The 17,836-nt window shown below is 64.5% G+C and carries 17 protein-coding genes and 1 pseudogene; 3 read left to right on the top strand and 15 right to left on the bottom strand.

Translation table 11 applies throughout. The features are described from left to right. Nucleotides 1–31: 31 nt before the first annotated feature. Nucleotides 32–897 (top strand): annotated as a pseudogene (gene ypfJ / locus Tharo_RS14125) (KPN_02809 family neutral zinc metallopeptidase). 47 nt (nt 898–944) lie between these two features. Here the strand turns inward: ypfJ and Tharo_RS14120 are convergent. The 15 genes from Tharo_RS14120 to Tharo_RS14050 all read right to left on the bottom strand — a co-directional run bounded on the left by Tharo_RS14120 (nt 945) and on the right by Tharo_RS14050 (nt 15,085). Continuing rightward, nucleotides 945–1,424: a VOC family protein gene (locus Tharo_RS14120; protein ID WP_107221745.1), complete on the bottom strand. Its 480-nt coding sequence runs from the start codon at nt 1,422–1,424 to the stop codon at nt 945–947. A gap of 220 nt (nt 1,425–1,644) precedes the next feature. Continuing rightward, nucleotides 1,645–2,574 carry a SphA family protein gene (locus tag Tharo_RS14115; protein WP_107221744.1) on the bottom strand — a complete coding sequence of 310 codons (930 nt, stop codon included), beginning with the start codon at nt 2,572–2,574 and terminating at the stop codon, nt 1,645–1,647. A 113-nt stretch (nt 2,575–2,687) separates the two neighbouring features. Continuing rightward, nucleotides 2,688–3,989: a phenylacetate--CoA ligase family protein gene (locus Tharo_RS14110; protein WP_107221743.1), complete on the bottom strand. Its 1,302-nt coding sequence runs from the start codon at nt 3,987–3,989 to the stop codon at nt 2,688–2,690. Nucleotides 3,990–4,040: 51 nt separating this feature from the next. Beyond that, on the bottom strand, nt 4,041–4,514 hold the full coding sequence (locus tag Tharo_RS14105; protein WP_107221742.1) for a pyridoxamine 5'-phosphate oxidase family protein: 474 nt from the start codon (nt 4,512–4,514) through the stop codon (nt 4,041–4,043). Nucleotides 4,515–4,517: 3 nt separating this feature from the next. Next, a complete protein-coding gene (locus Tharo_RS14100) occupies nt 4,518–5,066 on the bottom strand; it encodes an NUDIX hydrolase (protein ID WP_107221741.1) in 549 nt (182 codons plus the stop codon). 38 nt (nt 5,067–5,104) lie between these two features. After that, nucleotides 5,105–5,536 carry a DUF120 domain-containing protein gene (locus tag Tharo_RS14095; RefSeq protein WP_107221740.1) on the bottom strand — a complete coding sequence of 144 codons (432 nt, stop codon included), beginning with the start codon at nt 5,534–5,536 and terminating at the stop codon, nt 5,105–5,107. A gap of 10 nt (nt 5,537–5,546) precedes the next feature. Further along, on the bottom strand, nt 5,547–6,131 hold the full coding sequence (locus tag Tharo_RS14090; protein ID WP_107221739.1) for a UbiX family flavin prenyltransferase: 585 nt from the start codon (nt 6,129–6,131) through the stop codon (nt 5,547–5,549). Between the two features lie 14 nt (nt 6,132–6,145). Next, on the bottom strand, nt 6,146–7,489 hold the full coding sequence (locus tag Tharo_RS14085) for a UbiD family decarboxylase (RefSeq protein WP_107221738.1): 1,344 nt from the start codon (nt 7,487–7,489) through the stop codon (nt 6,146–6,148). Between the two features lie 120 nt (nt 7,490–7,609). Beyond that, nucleotides 7,610–7,864, bottom strand: coding sequence for a phenylphosphate carboxylase subunit gamma (gene ppcG, locus Tharo_RS14080; protein ID WP_107221737.1), 255 nt, complete (start codon nt 7,862–7,864; stop codon nt 7,610–7,612). A gap of 11 nt (nt 7,865–7,875) precedes the next feature. Then, nucleotides 7,876–9,360 (bottom strand): phenylphosphate carboxylase subunit alpha, encoded by a 1,485-nt coding sequence (ppcA, locus tag Tharo_RS14075; protein WP_245880909.1) that lies wholly within the window; start codon nt 9,358–9,360, stop codon nt 7,876–7,878. A gap of 9 nt (nt 9,361–9,369) precedes the next feature. Further along, on the bottom strand, nt 9,370–9,879 hold the full coding sequence (gene ppcD / locus Tharo_RS14070; protein ID WP_107221736.1) for a phenylphosphate carboxylase subunit delta: 510 nt from the start codon (nt 9,877–9,879) through the stop codon (nt 9,370–9,372). 64 nt (nt 9,880–9,943) lie between these two features. Next, nucleotides 9,944–11,362 carry a phenylphosphate carboxylase subunit beta gene (gene ppcB, locus Tharo_RS14065; RefSeq protein WP_107221735.1) on the bottom strand — a complete coding sequence of 473 codons (1,419 nt, stop codon included), beginning with the start codon at nt 11,360–11,362 and terminating at the stop codon, nt 9,944–9,946. Nucleotides 11,363–11,424: 62 nt separating this feature from the next. Then, nucleotides 11,425–12,096, bottom strand: coding sequence for a CBS domain-containing protein (locus Tharo_RS14060; RefSeq protein ID WP_107221734.1), 672 nt, complete (start codon nt 12,094–12,096; stop codon nt 11,425–11,427). Nucleotides 12,097–12,108: 12 nt separating this feature from the next. Continuing rightward, nucleotides 12,109–13,233, bottom strand: coding sequence for a PEP/pyruvate-binding domain-containing protein (locus Tharo_RS14055; protein ID WP_107221733.1), 1,125 nt, complete (start codon nt 13,231–13,233; stop codon nt 12,109–12,111). Nucleotides 13,234–13,246: 13 nt separating this feature from the next. Continuing rightward, the gene (locus Tharo_RS14050) at nt 13,247–15,085 is read right to left on the bottom strand and encodes a PEP-utilizing enzyme (protein ID WP_107221732.1); all 1,839 of its coding nucleotides are present in this window, start codon (nt 15,083–15,085) and stop codon (nt 13,247–13,249) included. Between the two features lie 481 nt (nt 15,086–15,566). Between Tharo_RS14050 and Tharo_RS14045 the strand changes: the two genes are divergently transcribed. Then, nucleotides 15,567–17,261, top strand: a complete 1,695-nt coding sequence (locus Tharo_RS14045) for a sigma-54-dependent Fis family transcriptional regulator (RefSeq protein WP_245881066.1) — start codon at nt 15,567–15,569, stop codon at nt 17,259–17,261. Further along, nucleotides 17,258–17,728, top strand: coding sequence for a pyridoxamine 5'-phosphate oxidase family protein (locus Tharo_RS14040; RefSeq protein WP_107221730.1), 471 nt, complete (start codon nt 17,258–17,260; stop codon nt 17,726–17,728). Before Tharo_RS14045 ends, Tharo_RS14040 begins: the two co-directional genes overlap by 4 nt. The last annotated feature ends 108 nt before the right edge of the window (nt 17,729–17,836 follow it).

Here is a 17,836-nt window from a genome sequence, read left to right as displayed (position 1 = left end):
AAAAAGTGGACTCATATCAGGAGCAGCCGGCATGGATTTTCGCAACGGCAGGGAAAGCCGCAACGTAGAAGATCGTCGTGGCCAGGGAGGGCAGGGGTACAGGGGGCGCGGCCGGATCGGCATCGCCACCATCGTGCTGGCCCTGGTCGCGATGTATTTCGGCATTGATCCCAGCGTTGTGCTCGACACCACGAGCATGATTCGGGGGCCGGAAACCGAATCCTCCCTCCCCGCTCAGCCGCGCTCCGCTGCCGAGGATGAACTTGCCCGCTTCGCCTCCATGGTGCTCGCCGATACCGAGGACACTTGGGGCCCGATCTTCAGCGCCGGGGGGAGGCAATACCGGGAGCCGCAGCTGGTGTTGTTCACCGGCGCTACGCGCAGCGCATGCGGCGTCGGGCAGGCTGAAATGGGTCCCTTCTACTGCCCCGCCGACAGCAAGGTGTATCTCGATCTGTCCTTCTTCGATGAACTGCACCACCGCTTCGGTGCCCCTGGCGACTTCGCCCAGGCCTATGTGATCGCCCACGAGATCGGCATCACGTGCAGAACCTGCTTGGTTTATCGGACAAGGTGCAACAGGCGCGGCAACGGGCGCCGGAACGCGAAGCCAACCAGTTGTCGGTGCGGCTCGAATTACAGGCCGACTGCCTGGCCGGCGTATGGGCGCATCACGCGCACCGGCTACGCCAGGTGCTCGAGGAGGGCGATGTCGAAGAGGCGCTCGCCGCGGCCACCGCGATTGGTGACGACCGCATCCAGAAGCAGGCCCAGGGCTATGCCGTGCCCGACAGCTTCACCCATGGCAGTGCCGCACAGCGTGTGCGATGGTTCCGCAATGGGCTGGAGCGCGGAGAGCTGACGGTATGTGACACCTTCAGTGCCGCCGCGCTATAACGCAGTCGGACTGTCGCGGCGGCCAGTCCCGCGCTTGTCGGACGGCCTTAGCCGGCCGCCAGCCGGGCAAAAGCGTCCACCACTTCGGCGGGGGCCTGGACCAGCTCGATCAGCACGCCTTCTCCGCCGATGGGGAAGGCGTCGTTGCTTTTCGGGTGCACGAAGGTGATGTCGAAGCCGGCCGCACCGCGGCGGATGCCGCCGGGGGCGAAGCGCACGCCGTTGGCGCTGAGCCAGTCCACCGCCTGGGGCAGGTCGTCCACCCACAAACCGACGTGGTTGAGCGGGGTCGTGTGCACCGCCGGCTTCTTCTCCGCATCCAGCGGCTGCATCAGGTCCACTTCGACCTTGAACGGTCCGCTACCGATCGCGCAGATGTCCTCGTCGACGTTCTCGCGCTCGGAAACGAAGTTGCCCGTGACTGCCAGCCCGAGCATGTCCACCCACAAGGCCTTGAGCCGCTCCTTGCTCGGGCCGCCGATGGCGATCTGCTGGATACCGAGGATCTTGAAGGGGCGTGGGGTCATAGCGGCTCCGGTGCTTGTGATAAAGAATTCATAATTATAAGCACAAGCGAGTGGAGCATTGAGATTCAGCCTTGCCCGTCGGGTGCTTGCGCTGGACCGAGTGTCCGGGCAATGCCGGAGAGGCGGCGATCGGCCGGCTACGGCGCCAGGCCTGGCATGGCGCCCCAAACGCGGTGGGGTGTCATGCCAGGCGGCGCTCTCGAGAAGTCTGAGTCGCCGATCAGAACGAAGTCACCAGTTTGAACCACGCCTTGTCGCCACGGAAGCGATTGTCGGCTTCGATTTCGTGCTGCCATTGCGCAATGAACTGGGTGCCTGTCTTGGTCGTGTAACTGACGCTCGGCCCGGCAGCGAAAGCTTCTCCCCTGCGTCCGGTCGACCACGGCCCGAGAGCCGATGAAATCGACTTTCCGTCCAGCTTGTCGTCCGTGGTCTGTTTCACGTAATAGCCCGAGACCCCGACGCCCCAGGGGCCGAAGCGCTTGCCGACGAGAAAGTCCATGTGGAATTCGTCGCCGGAGTCGTAATCCATCTTCGGCGCACCGGGGGCGGGCCGGAAATCCTTGTTCTCCGCCTTGAAGTTGTACATGAACTTGCCCGTCACTTCCCAGCCCCGCGGCGAAAGCCAAGTGACGGCGAAGACCGGCTCGATGCTCCAGTAATTGGCACCGATGCTCTTGCGCGGTTCGCCCGACTTGTACTTCCCGGTCGGCGCATAGATGTCGAGCACGGCGACCCAGTGCCAGTTGCCGGCATGCCAGGCGATGGCCAGAGGGGAAAACACGATGTCGCCCAGACCGGTCACGGTCTTGCTGCCGCCGCCGAGACTCAGCTTCTGGTGCACGATGGGCACGATCATGTGCACCGCCCAGTTTCCGCCGAGGATCTGCTTGTCGGTGACCTTGACGTAGCGCAGCGCGTCGAACCAGGCTGTCACCGAAGCGCCAGGGACCTTGTCGCCGCTGCCGTCGCGCAGTTCTCCATCGTAATAACCGGCGTAGTTCAGGAAGTAGTCACCGGGGGGCGGCATTGCGCCGACCAGCCAGTTTTCGCCTCCGTTCGGATACTGGTCGCCGCCTTCCTTTGCGCTGGCGCTTGCGGCAGCGAGTCCTGAAAGCATTGCTGCGACTGCAATCTGCTTGATCCCCATTTGTTTCCTCCTCACTGCGTTGTGCGTTTCGTTGTTCTGGTTTGGTGGTTTGCCCCGCGCGGTTCGGGCTATGGCGGGATGCGGGGGCTGCTCCCTGCCATGGCCCGGAGGGGTTACGAAGCTTCGCGGTTCACGTGGAAGCGCCGCGCCTTCATGTCGAAGCGGGGCAGCACGTTGCGCCCGACGTGATGGACGCGCGGGCGGAAGGCGAGCATGGTGTCCAGCTTTTCGGCGATGGCATGCACGACTTCCGGATCGGCGCCTTCGCACAGCTCGATTTCCACATCCATCTCATCCATCTGGCGCACGCGGCTGACCTTGATGCGGAACTCATCGACTTCGGTGAACTTGCGGATGATGTTCTCGACGCCGGAGGGGTAAACGTTGACCCCGCGCACGGTAATCATGTCGTCGGCACGGCCGAGAATCCCGCCTTCGAAGCGCAGGAAGCCGCGGCCGCAGTCGCACGGGGCGTGATTCACTTCGACCAGGTCGCCGGTGCGGTAGCGCAGCACCGGAAAGCCCCAGCGCCCGAGGTTGGTGATTACCAGTTCACCGCGCTGTCCGGGAGGGACGGCCTTGCCCGTGGCCGGGTCGATGACCTCGGCGATGAACTCGCTTTCGATCAGGTGGGTGCCGCCGGGCTGATGTTCGCACTCGAAGGAGTAGGCGCCGATTTCCGACGCCCCGGCGTGGTCGAAGCATTTCGACGACCATGCGTCCTCGATGCGGTGCTTGGTTGCGGGAATGCTTGCGCCGGGCTCACCGGCATGCACCGTGGCGCGCATCGGGATCGAGCTCAGGTCGAAACCGACTTCACGCGCCACTTCGGCGAGCCGAAGCGCATACGTCGGAGTGCAGCACAGCACGCTGGCACCGGTGTCGCGCATCAGTTCGAGGCGCTGCAGGGAGTCGCGCCCGCCGCCGGGAATCAGGACGGCGCCGAGCTTGCGCGCGCCTTCCAGCGCCGACCAGAAGCCGATGAAAGGTCCGAATGAAAAGGCCAGGAAGACCCGGTCGGAAGCGGTCACGCCGGCGCCGGCCAGGACATGCGCCCAGCAGCGTCCGAACCAGTCCCATGATTCGGCGGTGTCGAAAACCTTCAGCGGCACGCCGGTGGTGCCGGAAGTCTGGTGCAGGCGGACATAGGCTTCGAGCGGATAGGTCAGGTTCGAACCGAACGGTCCGTTCGTGGCCTGATCTTCCATCAGCTCCGACTTGGTCGTCAGCGGCAGGCGGGCGAGATCGTCGAGCGTCCGGATGTCACCCGGTTCGACGCCGGCGGCTTTCCACTTGTTGGTGTAGAAGCGGTTCCTGCCCCACAGCTCGTTCATCATCGCCTGCAGCTTGTCGAACTGCAGGGCGGCCAGGCGTTCGCGGGGAAGGGTTTCGGTGGTCTGGTCGAAATACGACATGAGAAAATTCCTGAAGGTTTGAATGGGGGGTCCAGGAGCGTGCGGCCTTTGTCACTGGGCGAATTCGCGCATTTCGGTAAACACCGACTGTTCCATCTTCGTCAGCGCCGCGCGCTGCGCCGCCGGCCATTCATAGGTGAAGGGCTTGGCCGTGACGCCGGGGAAGGACTGATCGCGGGCTCCGATCACTTCGAGTTCGTACAGCGCCATGCGCGCGGGCGAGGCAGTGTCGATGTGCGCCTTGAGAAGACGTGCCGTTCCCTTGACGAGGAAGGCGAGGTCATTCGGGCCGATGATGTGTATCGCGGCCTGTCCGGTGCGCTCCAGGTTGGCGTAGCCGGAGCCGCCCTCGTCCGCGCCGAAGCGCAGGTGCGTGCCGTCGAGGGCGATTGCCCATGTGTAGGCCGAGCTCGGGTATCCGTCGGTGCCCGTCGTCAGCAGCAGGGCAGGTCCGCCGCCGCGCAGGTAATCCAGCAGGTTTGGCGGCATCTCGGGGGTGATCGGGGGTGTATCGATGATATTCACGTTCTATCTCCTCATCATTTTCTTGGCGCTGTTGCGGCGCCCCCACTTCCATGGATCGGTGACTTCCTCCACTACGCTGAAAAACCAGTGTTCGATCGGTATGCCGCTCTGCGGCGGGCGCTGCACCGGCAGCTGGCCCGGGGCGACGAGGCAGATCTCGCCGGCGTCGTCGCCGGCGACCGGTTCGCCGCCGATCGAGTGCGCGCGGTAGGCGAGGATCACCGCGCGCACGTCGGCCTGCGAATACACGCCGATCAGTTCATCGACGGCGACCTCGAGTCCGCTTTCCTCGCGCGCCTCGCGTACGACCGCCTCCTCGAGCGATTCGCCGCGTTCGACGTAGCCGCCCGGCGGTGCCCAGTAGCCGGCGAGCGGATCGAGCTTGCGGCGGATCAGCACGAGTTGCCCGGCGTGCTCGATCACCGCCAGCACGACGGGCGCGGGCTTGTGGAAAAAGGTTTCGCCACAGGCCGGACAGGTTTCACGTTCGCGCCCATGGATCGTCGCCAGGACCAGGGCGGTGCCGCATTGCGGGCAGAACTTCGGTGCCATGTGAATCTCCTTGCTGACGTTTGCCGGCTCCCGACTGTTCAGGCCCGGCAGAAAAGGGAGGTGCTGATGCCGATGGAGAGGTTGACCCGGTCGCCGTCATTGAGGCCGAGGGTTCTTCGTACCGGCACCGGAGCGATGATTTCGAGCTGGCCGTCCGGGTAGCCGGGCACCTCTGGGAATAGCACCGCGCCGGAGATCCGCCCCGCGATGTTGACCACGAGGCATTCCGCGGCACAGTAGCCGGGCGCCGGCCGGATGCGGATGCTGTATCCCGAGCGCAGGAGGCGGGTGCGGTCCACGCCCGCAAGCGCGCCCTGCGTCCTCACGTTGAAGGTGCCGGGCCAGGGGATGAAGCCGAGCTTTTCCCGGCATTCATCGACGACCCAGTCGAGGGTGGTGAACTGCGCGCCTGCACCGAGTCCCGTGCAGACGACGCCTTCGAGTGACAGGGGAAGGGCGATCGGTGGCATCGGAAGCGTCCTATCGGGATTTCGCCAGTTCGCGTTCTTCGTTGCCCGTCCACCGCCCGAAGAGATCGACGTCGAGATCGAACTGGTCGAGCACTTTCGTCACCGACTGGTTGATGATGTCGTCGAGCGTCTTGGGGCGGTGGTAGAACGCGGGCAGGGGAGGGAGGAGAACCGCGCCGTTCTCCGTGGCCTGGGTCATCAGGCGCAGGTGGCCCAGGTGCAGCGGCGTCTCGCGCAGCATCAGCACGAGCTTGCGCCGCTCCTTCAACGCGACGTCGGCGGCGCGGATCAACAGATTCGTGTTGAACGAGTTGGCGACTGCGGACAGGGTCTTGATCGAACAGGGCGCGATGATCATGCCGGCATGGCGGAACGAGCCGCTGGCGATCGACGCCCCGACATCATTGATGTCATGGACGCAGGTCGCGAGTCCCTTCAAGTCGCTGATCGAATAGTCCGTTTCGTATGCGATGGTCCGCTTGGCCGAATCCGACATCACCAGGTCGGTTTCGACACCGATGCGCTGTAGTGCCTCGAGGATCCGGATGCCGTAGATCGCACCGCTGGCACCGGACATTCCGACGACGATTCTCATGGCTTGCTCCCTGTTCAATGCAGTCTGGCGATGATGGCGCGCGCCTTCGCGAGCGCTGCCGGCGGCAGGGTGATGCGGTCCGAGTCCGCGCCGCTGGCACGGGTGGCGATGAACCCGACTTTCGATGTGCCGTCCCCGGTCGCCGAAGGATCGATGACATAGGCTTCGCAGCCGTGGATCACGACCGTGTCCCGGGCGGGCTGGTAGCGGGTAGCCATGGCCCAGGCGACTTCGCGCGGGTCGCGGATGTCGACGTCGTCGTCGACGACGGTGATCGTCTTCAGGCGGCGGTCGAGATTGAGCGCGAGCATGACCAGCCGTCTGACGTCGGCCGCAGTGGTCCGATGGACTGCGACAACCACGGAAAAGCCGCTGGTGCCGCCGGCCATCTCCAGATCGACGACGCCGTCGATCAGCCCCTGCAACTGGCCGAGCAATTCGGCACCGGCCGCCAGCGACAGCAGCGCATCGACCTCGGGCGACCATGGGCACAGGCCCGGGTAGATGAAGTTGTCGCGATGGGTGACGGCGCTGATCTCGATGACCGGGCTGACGTTGGAAAAATAGTGCCCGGTGTTCTCCCCGAACGGGCCCTCGAGTTCGCGCACGCCCGGCAGAATCCGGCCTTCGATGACGATTTCGGCGCGCGCCGGGATGTCCACATCCACCGTTTCGGCGCGCACCAGCTCGACCGGTTCGCCACGCAGGGCGCCGGCAGCGGCCATCTTGTCGGGCACCCGCGGGCCGACCTTGACCACCGACGACAGCAGGGTGGCGGGTTCGAGACCGAGCGCGATGGCGACATCGAGCGGCTTGCCGGCCGCTTCGGCCTTGGCGAGGAAATGCGGAATCGGCGGATTGGCGAGCAGGATGCCGAGCCGGCGCCCGCCCTTGACCATCATGCGGTGGATGCCCATGCCGCGCCGGCCGGTCTCGGGGTCGGTGCACAACACCACGCCGGTGGTGATGAAGGGGGCCGCATCCTTTTCGTGGTGGGTCAGGATCGGCAGCAGCGACAGCAGATCGTCCGGATGGCGGTGGATCACTTCCTTGACCGGGGCCGCGTCCCGCGCCTGGATCGGTGCAATGCCGTGCTCCTTGCGCTCCAGCCAGGTCCGCGGCAGCGCGTCGGCGGTGGTGCCGAGTGCGCGCGCCAGGCGGCTGCGGCTGGCGATCAGGTTGCCGGCGATGCGTGCGCCGGGGTAGGCGCGGACGTTCTCGAACAGCACGGCCGGCCCTTCGGCGGGGAGGGTGCGGAGCAAGGCTGCCGCTTCGAAGCGCGGGTCGAACTCATCGCGGATGCGCAGCAAGTCGTCACCGAGGTCGGCGAGGAAGGCACGCAGATCGGAATAGGCCATCGTTCCCCCAATGCTTTAGCGGGTTGAGTGCCGGCCGCGGCGCTGCCGCGGGCGGACAAAAGGCGGCGGTCACGCTTCCGGCGCCGGGCAGAGGCAGTTGCCCGGCGCCGTCCGCCGTCACTACAGGTACTTGGCCGGCATGCGCTGGACGGTCTCGATGATGCGGATCGAGAAGCGCTGGGGGCTCAGCTGGCCGCGCCCGAGCCGGACCTGGAGCTGGTCGGGGAACTTGTCGAGCGCGGGTGACACTTCAGCCCTGACGCGCTGATAGGTGTATTTCTTCAGCCCGGGGTTGAGGGTGCGCACGCTCAGCTCGAGCTGCTTGCCTTCCGGCAGTTCCGCCGGGTCCATGACGAATACTTCCCACTGGTTCATGTTGCGTCTCCTTATTTCACCGGCTTGAAGCCGTAGTCGGTCCAGTTGTTCGTGACCTTTTCCTGGATGTCCTTCGGATAGACGTTCTTGAAGCTGACGAGCGTCGGCACGTCGTTGGTCTTGTCCCAATCGACCGGCCACAGGCAATCGAACAGCACCTGCGAGCCGATCGAGTACTTGCGGTCGTGCGGGGTGGCGTGCGGATAGAGGGCGGTGCCGGTGGTGTTCTTGAACACGTGGATGCCGCGCTCCGGATTGCAGCGCGTGCAGAACGCGTGATAGACCTCGTCCCAGTTGAAGATGTCGGTCTGGTCGTCGACCACCATCACCATGTGGAACCACGGCCCGAGCTTGGAGCCGAACGCGAGCTGCGCGATCTGCATCGCGATGCCGGCGTAGGTCGGCTTCACGCCGACGATCATCATGTGGTGGGTCGAGCGCGGGTGCATGTACACGCCGGTCACCGGGATACCCTGGCTCTTCAGCAGCTTCTCGAGTTCGAGCCCGAGCGAGAACGAGCGCAGCAGCTGGCCCTCGTCCTGCGGCACGCCCATGTTCGAGATCGTCATCGTCGCGTTGTTGCGATAGGTGATCGCATCGACGCGGAAGGTGACGCGGAAGTCGCGCGGGCTGGTGCGGTAGCCGGTGTATTCGCCGAACGGGCCTTCCTCGACCTTGTAGTCGGGCAGGATCACGCCCTCGATGATGATCTCGGCATCGGCCGGGACTTCGAGGTCGTTGGTCTCGCACTTCACCAGGCGCACCGGCTCGCCGGCGAGCATGCCGGTGAGCTCGGGCTCGGGGATCGGAGAGGGCGCGCAGGCGGCCATCGCGGCGAGCGGCGACAGGCCGATCGCGGTCGCGAACGGGCAGCCCTCGCCGCGCGGCAGGTAGTACTCGGTGAGCGCCTTGCCCAGATCCGAGAACGGGAACACGGCGCCCGACATCGTGCGGCCGTCCCACATCATCTGCCGGTACATGCCCCAGTTCACGTCGCCGCGCACCGGGTGCTTGGTGATCACCGCGTGCCAGGTGCCGACGTAGCGGCCGCCGTCGCCGTCATGGACCAGCGGTACCGGCAGCTTGGTCAGATCGACGTCGGCGCCGAGCAGGATGTTCTCCTTGCACGGGGCGTCCCGTTTGTCGACGATCACCGGCGCCACGGGCTCGCTGTTGGTACGTTTGAGGTACTCGGCGCCGATCTGCGGCAAGGTCGATGCCGGGTCCATGCCGAGCGAGATCGCCATGCGGCGGTAGGTCGACAGCGGCGCGCCGAAGTAGCTGAAGCCGGGGTAGTCCTTGATGTTCTCCATGAACGGGGCGGCTTCGGCGAGCTCGCAGGCGCGGCGCACGATGGCGCCGGCCTCGTTGTCCCAGTCCACTTCCTGTCTGATCCGGACCGCATCGCCGGACTTGACGCATGCCTCGATGAATTCACGGTTGTTTTTCGGTGCTGAAATCTTTCCCATGTCGATCTCCTTGTCGATGGATGTCATGCGGATGAATCAATGGATCTTCGAGAGCATCGCGTCCCACTTGCCCTGCGCTTTCAGGATCAGCTCCGCGACTTCGCGCACCGCGCCGTGCCCGCCGCGCGCAGTCGTCACATAAGCGGCCACTTCCTTGACGTCGGCCACGGCGTCACCGACCGCCACGGCCAGGCCGACGCGCTTCATCATCGACAGATCGACGAGGTCGTCGCCGACGTAGCAGACTTCGGCATCGGAGATGTTCATCTCCTCGAGCATCTGCGCGTAGGGCTCGGTCTTCTTCTTGATGCCCTCGTGGAAGCGCTTGATCTTCAGCTCCTCGGCGCGATGGCGCACCGCGCCGGATTTCTTCGAGGTGATGATCGCGACCTCGACGCCGCACAGTTGCAGCACGATCACGCCCATGCCGTCCTTGATGTCGAAGTTGCGCGACTCGATGCCTTCGTCATTGATCACGATGCGCCCGTCGGTCATCACGCCATCGACGTCGAGGATCACCAGCTTGATGTTCTTCGCCTGTTCCATGTCTCCATGTCCTCCAGTGACGGCCGCCCCATCGGCGGCCGTGGTTTGTCATGCGGCTAAGGGCTCAGTCGATGCCGTACTCGTGCCAGCGGGCGCGGATCTTCGCCAGCATCTCTTCGTCCATGCGCGCTTCGACCGGCTTCTGCTTCCACTCGTAGGGGATGCAGGCGTCCATCAGGATCCGCGACGTGGTGAGCTTGTCGCCGTTCGGGTCGAGCGCCGGATCGAGCGGCGTCGAGCGGCCGCGCTTGATCAGCTCGGTGCCGCGCGCCGGGTCGTAGCGGCACGACAGCGCCCAGAACACGCGCTGCAGATCGTCGGCCTGGATGTCCTCATCGACCGTGATCACACCCTTCATGCCGTACGAGCCGGTGTTGCTGGCGATCACCGCGTCGGCCACCTGGCGCGAGTGCCCCGGGTAGGCCTGCTTGACCGACACCACCGACCAGAAGCGCCCGGTCGATTCCGGCATCACGCACACCGACTGGATGCCGGGAATGCGCATCTGCTCGAGCTCGGTCCACAAGGTCGCGGTCCGGGTGAAGGCGAGCAGCATATGGACGTCGGTCACCGGGCGGCCCTGGCCGGTGGCCCACAGGATCGGGCTGTTGCGGTGCAGGATCTGCTGCACTTCGAGCACCGGTTTCGGGATCGGCTTGTGCAGTTCGTCGGTGTAGTAGCCGGTGTATTCGGCGAACGGGCCTTCGGGCAGGAAGGCGTTCGGATCGATCTCGCCTTCGAGCACGATCTCGGCCCCGGCCGGCACCGGCAGCCCGGTCAGCGGCGCCATCAGGAACTCGGCCTGCTGGCCGCGCACGGTGCCGGTAATGTCGAAGTCGCTGGCGCCCTTGTGCATCAGCGTGCCGGACATGAAGATCAGCGGATCGCAGCCGATGATCGCCGCGGCGGGCATCTTTTTGCCCATCTTGGCGTACTTTTTCATGATCCGTTCGCCGCGCTTCCCGGGCAGGATCTGCACCCCGCAGCGCTTGTCGTCGAGCATCTGCATGCGGTAGGTGCCGAGGTTGACCTCGCCCGTCTCCGGATCACGCAGCACCACCGATACCATCGTGCCGATGTAGCGCCCGCCGTCGAGGGGGAAGAACTTCGGCACCGGGAACATGTTGAGATCGACCTTGTCGCCGCTGAGCACGTTTTCCAGCACCGGGCCGTCCTTCACTTCCTTCGCCTTGATCAGCCCTTCGGAGGTGATCGTTTTCTTCATCCATTGCTGGGCGGATTCGCACAGCGACAGGTTGTGCGGCAGGCCGAGCATGACGGCGAGGCGCTTGGTGGTCGCGAAGGCCCCGGTGAACACCGGCGTGTCGTAGCCCTTGATGCTTTCGAACAGCAGCGCCGGGCCTTTTTTCTCTTCGGTCAGCTTGGAAACATGGGAAATCTCCAGATTCCAATCGACCTCGGTGGTGATTCTCTTCAGTTCGTGGGCTTCGGCACACTGGTTGATGAAGTAGCGCAGGTCCATGGGTGTCGCTCCTTGGCAGAAATGGGTGAAACCGGGGTGAGGCAGGATGGGTGGGGCTGGGCTCAATGCGCTGCGGCTTGAACGGCCTCGATGACTTCGTAGCCGGCGTGGGCGAGCGCCTCGATGACTGCCGCGACGTTCGCGGCGTGGAAGCGGATGATCACTTTCCGCTCCCGCCTGGCCGAGGCGGACTCCCTGTCATGGGCCGAGATCGGGTAGATCGCGTGCACCTCGGCGCCGGCGGCTTCGACGGTGTCGATGATGCGGCCCATGGTTCCCTGCTTGAGATCGATCGGGGCCAGGGTGACGCCGCTGCGCTTTTCCCAGGCACCAAGGAAATGCGCCGCCAGCGAGAACATTTCGATTGCCGAAATGATTCCGACGACATTGCCTTTGTCCATCACCGGCAATTGGCCGACGCCGTGTTCCTGGCCGACCTGCAGGCAGTGTTCCATCGTGTCGTCGGCATCGATGGTGGCCGGGTTGCGGACCATGATGTCCTTGACCTTGACCCGGTTCGAGAAGTAGTTGAGCTCGTCGGTGTCCTGGGTCCGCAGCGCGGCATGCGCGGCCCGCAGGCAGCCGGCGCGGGTGATGAGTCCGCGCAGGCGGCCGTCATCGACGACCGGTAATGCGTGGATATTGGCTTCGGAAAAGATCCGCTTCGCTTCGGACAGCAAGGTGTCCCCGGTGAGCACGATCGGATTGGTCTGCATCCAGTTGCGTACGATCATTTTTTCGTCCTCCTAGCCGAGCCGCTTGCCCGTGATCAGGCTCGATACGATGTAATCCATCGCCGACGTGCTGCCGGTCGTCGCGCTGGCTTTCTGGCGGTTGCTCCAGATCGTTTCGGGCCGGGCCTGGAGGATGAAAATGTTTCCGTCCGCGGGCAGGTTCTTGTCGATCGCCCATTCGATGTCCATCGGGCGGCCGTAATGCTTTTCGATCTTCTTGGCGGCCCAGGCGAGTTCGCTGATTTCGTCATCGGTAATCGACTGGATGTTCTGGCGCTCGGCAGGGACCGGAAGTGCGACTGATTTCTGGGTCTTCAGATCGACGGTGTGGCACAGCTCCTTCGTCGAAATCGTGCGCTCGATGATGTCGAGGGTGACCTTGTTGACGACGAAGTTGTCCGGCGTGACTTCGCCCGACACCACGGATTCACCGAAGCCGAAATTCGAATCGATGACGATCACCGAGCGGTCGCCGGTGCCCGGATGGATCGTGAACATCACCCCCGCGGTGTAGGCGTTCGCCATCATCTGGACGCCGACGCTGATCGCGACCTGCTCGTGCGGGAAGCCCATCTTCATCCGGTAGGCGATCGCCCGGCCGGTGTAGAGGCTGGAGATGCAGCGCCGGACGTGGTGGATGAGGTCATCGACGCCGCGGATCCACAGGTAGGTATCCTGCTGGCCGGCAAAGCTCGCACCGGGCAGGTCCTCGGCGGTCGCGCTCGAACGCACCGCCACCGGCGCCGCGGGCAGATAGCAGCGGACCGACAGCTTGCGGTAGGCCTCGGCGATCAGGTCTTCGAGCTCGATCGGCATCGGGCGCGATTCGATCATTTCGCGGATCGCCCTCGATGCTTCCTCGAGCTTGTCCATGTCCTGGTGGTCGAGGCCTTCGAGCAGCGCGCCGATGTCCGCCTGGATGCCGGCTTCACGCATGAACTGGGCATAGCCGCTGGTGGTCAGGGCAAAGCCCGGCGGCACCCGTACGCCGGCGTTGATCAGTTCGCCCAGGGACGCGCACTTGCCGCCCACCAGCGGGACCGAGTCCTTGCCGCAGGCCTCGAACGGGCAGACCTTCGGCGAAGTGCTGTCGGCGGTGGCCGCGGACAGGGCTACGGTGGAAACGATACTTCCCATGTCAGTCACTCCCTCAATCCGTGATGATCGTGATCAGCCCGCTCGAACCATCGACCCGCAGCGTCATGCCGGTGCGGACCACACGGGTCGATAGCCCGGTGCCCACCACCGCCGGCATGCCGTATTCGCGGCATACGATCGCGGCATGGCTCATGACGCCGCCGACATCGGTGACGCAGGCCTTGATCTTGGCGAAGGCCGGCGCCCACGAAGGCGAGGTGGTCGGGGCGACGAGAATTTCGCCCTCCTTCAGGTCGCGGATGTCTTCGGCGCTGCGGCACACGCGCGCCTTGCCTTCGACCGTGCCCGGGCTGGCGGCGAAGCCTTTCAGCTCGGTGATGCTGTCGGGGTCGTCGATTTCCTGGACGGCGGCCCAGGCCGAGAGCGAGCTGTTGGTGACCCCCCAGAGCACGATGGTGAAGGGCTCCTGGATCACTTCCGGTGCGATGCCGATGGCCGGCGGCGGGCTCCATTCGCGGAACTTCTGCATCACCCCCTTGCGCCATTCGATTTCGGCCGGCCAGGTGGCGGTGCCGCGAGGGGTGACGCCGGTTGCCCAGGCGGTGACCAGATCCCACAGCGCCTGCTTGATTTCATCGCGGCGCAGATACCAGATGTCTTCAATGTCGTCGATCATGCAGTGTTCTTTCATGATCGCAGCGACTTCGCGCATCTTGTTCCAGAACACCGAGTGGAACCAGTGCTCGACGTAGAACAGATGGTTCTCGACGTAGGGGAACACCGTCCGGGCGCAGCCGAGCAGTTCGTCGAACTGCTTGCGGTCCTCGTCGCTGTCGATCAGATCGCGGTACTCGGCGGTGATCCGGTCGCGCTCGGCACGGACCGCTTCCATCGGCCGCTCGATGGCGACGCCGGCGTGAAGCTTGCCGATATAGGTCTGGATGCCGTCGAGCGGAATGTTGAGGTTGTCGTTCCAGCTGCGGTCGGTATGGAACCATCCCGTGCCGGTCGAAATGTTGAACCACGGGTAGCGGGATTTCTCGAATGCTTCGAGCCATTCGGCACCGTGGCGGTGTGCCGAAAGCGCCGCCTTGACGTCGCTCCACTCCCGATGGCCGGTGACGATTTCATCGACTTCGAGTGAAACGGCCTTCTTTGCCAGTTCCTTCAGTTCGTCGTCCGGGCGGTACATGATGACGTCGATCCCCGACACCATCTGGGTGACGCGCTGGAGCGGAATGCTCGGAAACAGCTTCTGCGCGAAATCCATGAAGAAAACGTAGGCGGCATAGCCAAGATTGAGGAATTCGAAGTGGTATTGCCAGCACTTGATGCCGAGGTTGATCAGGTCGTCGTAATTCTTGAGCAGGTGGTAGGCCTTCGATTCACCGACTCCTTCGGTCACCACCGACATGTCTTCGGCGTCGGGCAGGCGCGGAACCTCGAGCGCTTCGAGCTCGGCGATCGTCGCCTCCATCTTCACTTTCCATTTCGCCTCGAGCTCGTCCCAGTTCTTGTAATAGAAACCGGCGCGCTCCATGAAATTGGGCACGCGCTTGCCGATTTCATCGGGGTCCTTGATCGGAACCGGCGAGATATAGACGTAACCGTTGATGATCCGGTGATCGACGCCGCGCACCGGCGGCACCTGGAAAATTCGATTGTTGAATTGCGACAGGGCGAGATACCAGGCCTCGTCCCAGATCGTGTCGAACGGATAAAGCGGCTCCGGGTAATGCAATCCGTCGTAAAACCAGAAGGTTTCTTTCTCGTACTGGTTACGCTGCGGATCGTCGGTGACGAACTGGTAGTGGTACGGGTACATCCGCTCCCAGCCTTCGGTCCCCGGAATCGTCTTGGCCTGGATGTCGTGCGGAACAGGAAACTTCATCTGATGCCCCTCCTTTGCTATTTCCGTTGTCGATCGTTGCGACCGGATTTGTTGGACGACGCCTGCCAGGCATCCAATGCAAAGGGTGTGCCACGATTAATTGCGGCAGAGCAGCAATTCAGCCTTCGGGCGCATACGCCGGGAGCGCTGTTTGCCCGTTGTGCAGGCCTTTCGAGCATTTCATGCAGTTGCAAAAAATAAATTTCTGGCGGGGCGTTTGTGCCGGGTAATTGGAAAAAGCGGCCATTGGATGCGATTCATCAAATGATCAGTTCTCCTTCCGGCCGGCTGCAGGATTGACCATTAGATGAACGCAGGGGCTTCTCTTCGTTTCCGGCGCTGCGCAGTCGCGCGCCGGGCCGTTTGACGCACGTCAATACGACCCGTGGTGGCTGCGCGTAAAAGGACCAGTTCAGGAGGAAGGGTGATGGCCAAGCTTCACGATATGAGCTGCATAGACGGCGGTGATCTCCGGTCGCGCATCCATTTCTGCGCCGATACCGGGCAGATCTGGCTTCATGAGCATCGGATGCTGCTCGTGCACGCCGAGGCGCAGGCGGCCTTGCGCAAGGAGCTGATCGATACGCTCGGCATGGCGCGCGCGCGCGGGTTGCTGCTGCGCATGGGGTTCGCATCCGGTGCCCGTGATGCGGAGCTCGCGCAGACACGGATCAGGACCGGCGACGACCTTGCGGCATTCATGACCGGGCCGCAGCTGCACGCGCTCGAGGGCATTGTCGGCGTCATCCCGCTCCAGCTGGAATTCGACCGCGCCGCCGGCACCTTCAATGCCGAGTTCCGCTGGATCAATTCGTGGGAGGGGCAGTCGCACAAGCGCCACTTCGGAACCTGCTCGGAACCGGTGTGCTGGACCCAGATCGGCTATGCCTGCGGCTACTCCACGGCCTTCATGGGGCGACCGATCCTGTACAAGGAAGCCGAGTGCGCGGGCATGGGTGCCGAGCATTGCCACATCGTCGGCAAGCCGGCCGAGGAATGGCCGGATGCCGAGGAATACAGACGCCTGTTCGCCCCCGAATCGATCGCCGAGCAACTGATCGACCTGCAGGCCCAGGTGGAACAGCTGCGCTCCACGATCGATGAACGCGCCAGGCTGCCTGGCGACATGATCGGCGACTCGCCCGGGTTCCGGTTCGCGCTCAGCTTGCTGCAGCAGGCCGCGGGCAGCAGCATCGCCATTTTGCTGCTCGGCGAAACGGGGGTCGGCAAGGAACTGTTCACGCGCGCGCTGCACGAAATGAGCGCCCGCCGCGATCGCCCGCTGGTTGCGATCAACTGCGCCGCGATTCCGCACGACCTCGTGGAGGCCGAGCTTTTCGGCGTGGAAAAAGGGGCATACACCGGCGCGCTGGCAGCCCGCCCGGGCAGGTTCGAGCGCGCCAACGGCGGCACCCTGTTCCTGGACGAAATCGGCGATCTGCCGCTGACGGCGCAGAGCAAGCTGCTGCGGGTGCTCCAGGAAGGCGAGGTCGAGCGTTTGGGCGATGACAAGACCCGCCGTATCGACGTCCGCCTCGTCGCCGCGACCAATGCCAGCCTCGCCCAGTTGGTGAAGGAAGGGCGTTTCAGGGCCGACCTGTACTACCGTCTCAATGCTTTCCAGATCGACATTCCGCCGCTGCGCCAGCGCAGGGAGGACATCTCCCCTCTGGCCAAGCATTTCCTCAGGAAATATGCGGCGATCAACGGCAAGAAGCTGCTCGGATTTTCCGACAAGGCGAAGAAGGCGCTGGTCGGCCATGCCTGGCCGGGCAACATCCGCGAACTGCAGAACACGGTGGAACGCGGGGTGATCCTTGCGCCGAACGGCGGCCGGGTCGAAGTGGACCACCTTTTCCTGTCCGGTGCGCACATCGAGGATGAAGACGGGTTCGGCCTCGGGCCGAACGGAAAGATCGACACCGAACAGGACAGCCTGGCGCGCAGCCTGTGCAGCGCGGTGTGCGATGGTGCCCTGACCCTCGAGCAGATCGAGACCACCCTGCTCGAAACCGCGCTCGACAAGGCGCGCGGCAACCTGTCTTCGGCGGCGCGCATGCTCGGCCTGACCCGGCCGCAATTCGCCTACCGCCTCAAGCGTCTGCGCGGTGAAGAAAGTGGTGCCGGTCCCGGAGCTGACGTGACCGACACCCTGTCCGGGAGGGCGCACGCATGAACGGGCACCAGGCCCATGTCCTCGACTGGCTGCGCGCGCACCACACGATGACGCTGGCGACGCAGGGCGAGCAGGGGGTGTGGGCGGCGGCGGTGTTTTACGCCAGCGACGGTTTCGACCTGTACTTCCTGTCCAAGCCAGGCGCCCGCCACAGCAGCAACATCGCGCGCGATGGGCGTGCCGCGGTGACCATCCAGGAGGACTGCTCCGACTGGCGTGAGGTCAAGGGCATCCAGGCCGAAGGCCATGTCGTGGAACTGTCCGGCGATGCCGCAGGGCAGGCGCGCGCGCTCTACGGGGCGAAATACCCCGTCGTCGGCACGCTGGGGGGTGCGCCGGCCGCGATCCTGCAGGCCCTGGCGAAGGTGCACTGGTACCGTTTCGTGCCCGAACGGCTGTATTTCATCGACAACTCGCGCGGCTTCGGCCACCGGGACGAGATCGACTGCCGCGACGGCAGGCCATGATCCGCGCCGCGCCGGGCGCCGCCCCCGGATGCCGGCGCGCCGCATTCCGCGCGCCGTGCGCGTCCGCCGCGACAGCGGTGGCGAAGGCGGGGCGGAATCTCTAGGATT

The sequence above is a fragment of the Thauera aromatica K172 genome (assembly GCF_003030465.1).
Lineage (GTDB): Bacteria > Pseudomonadota > Gammaproteobacteria > Burkholderiales > Rhodocyclaceae > Thauera > Thauera aromatica.
The sequence above is the reverse complement of the archived record's forward strand: the minus strand, read 5'-3'. Positions and strand labels throughout refer to the sequence as shown.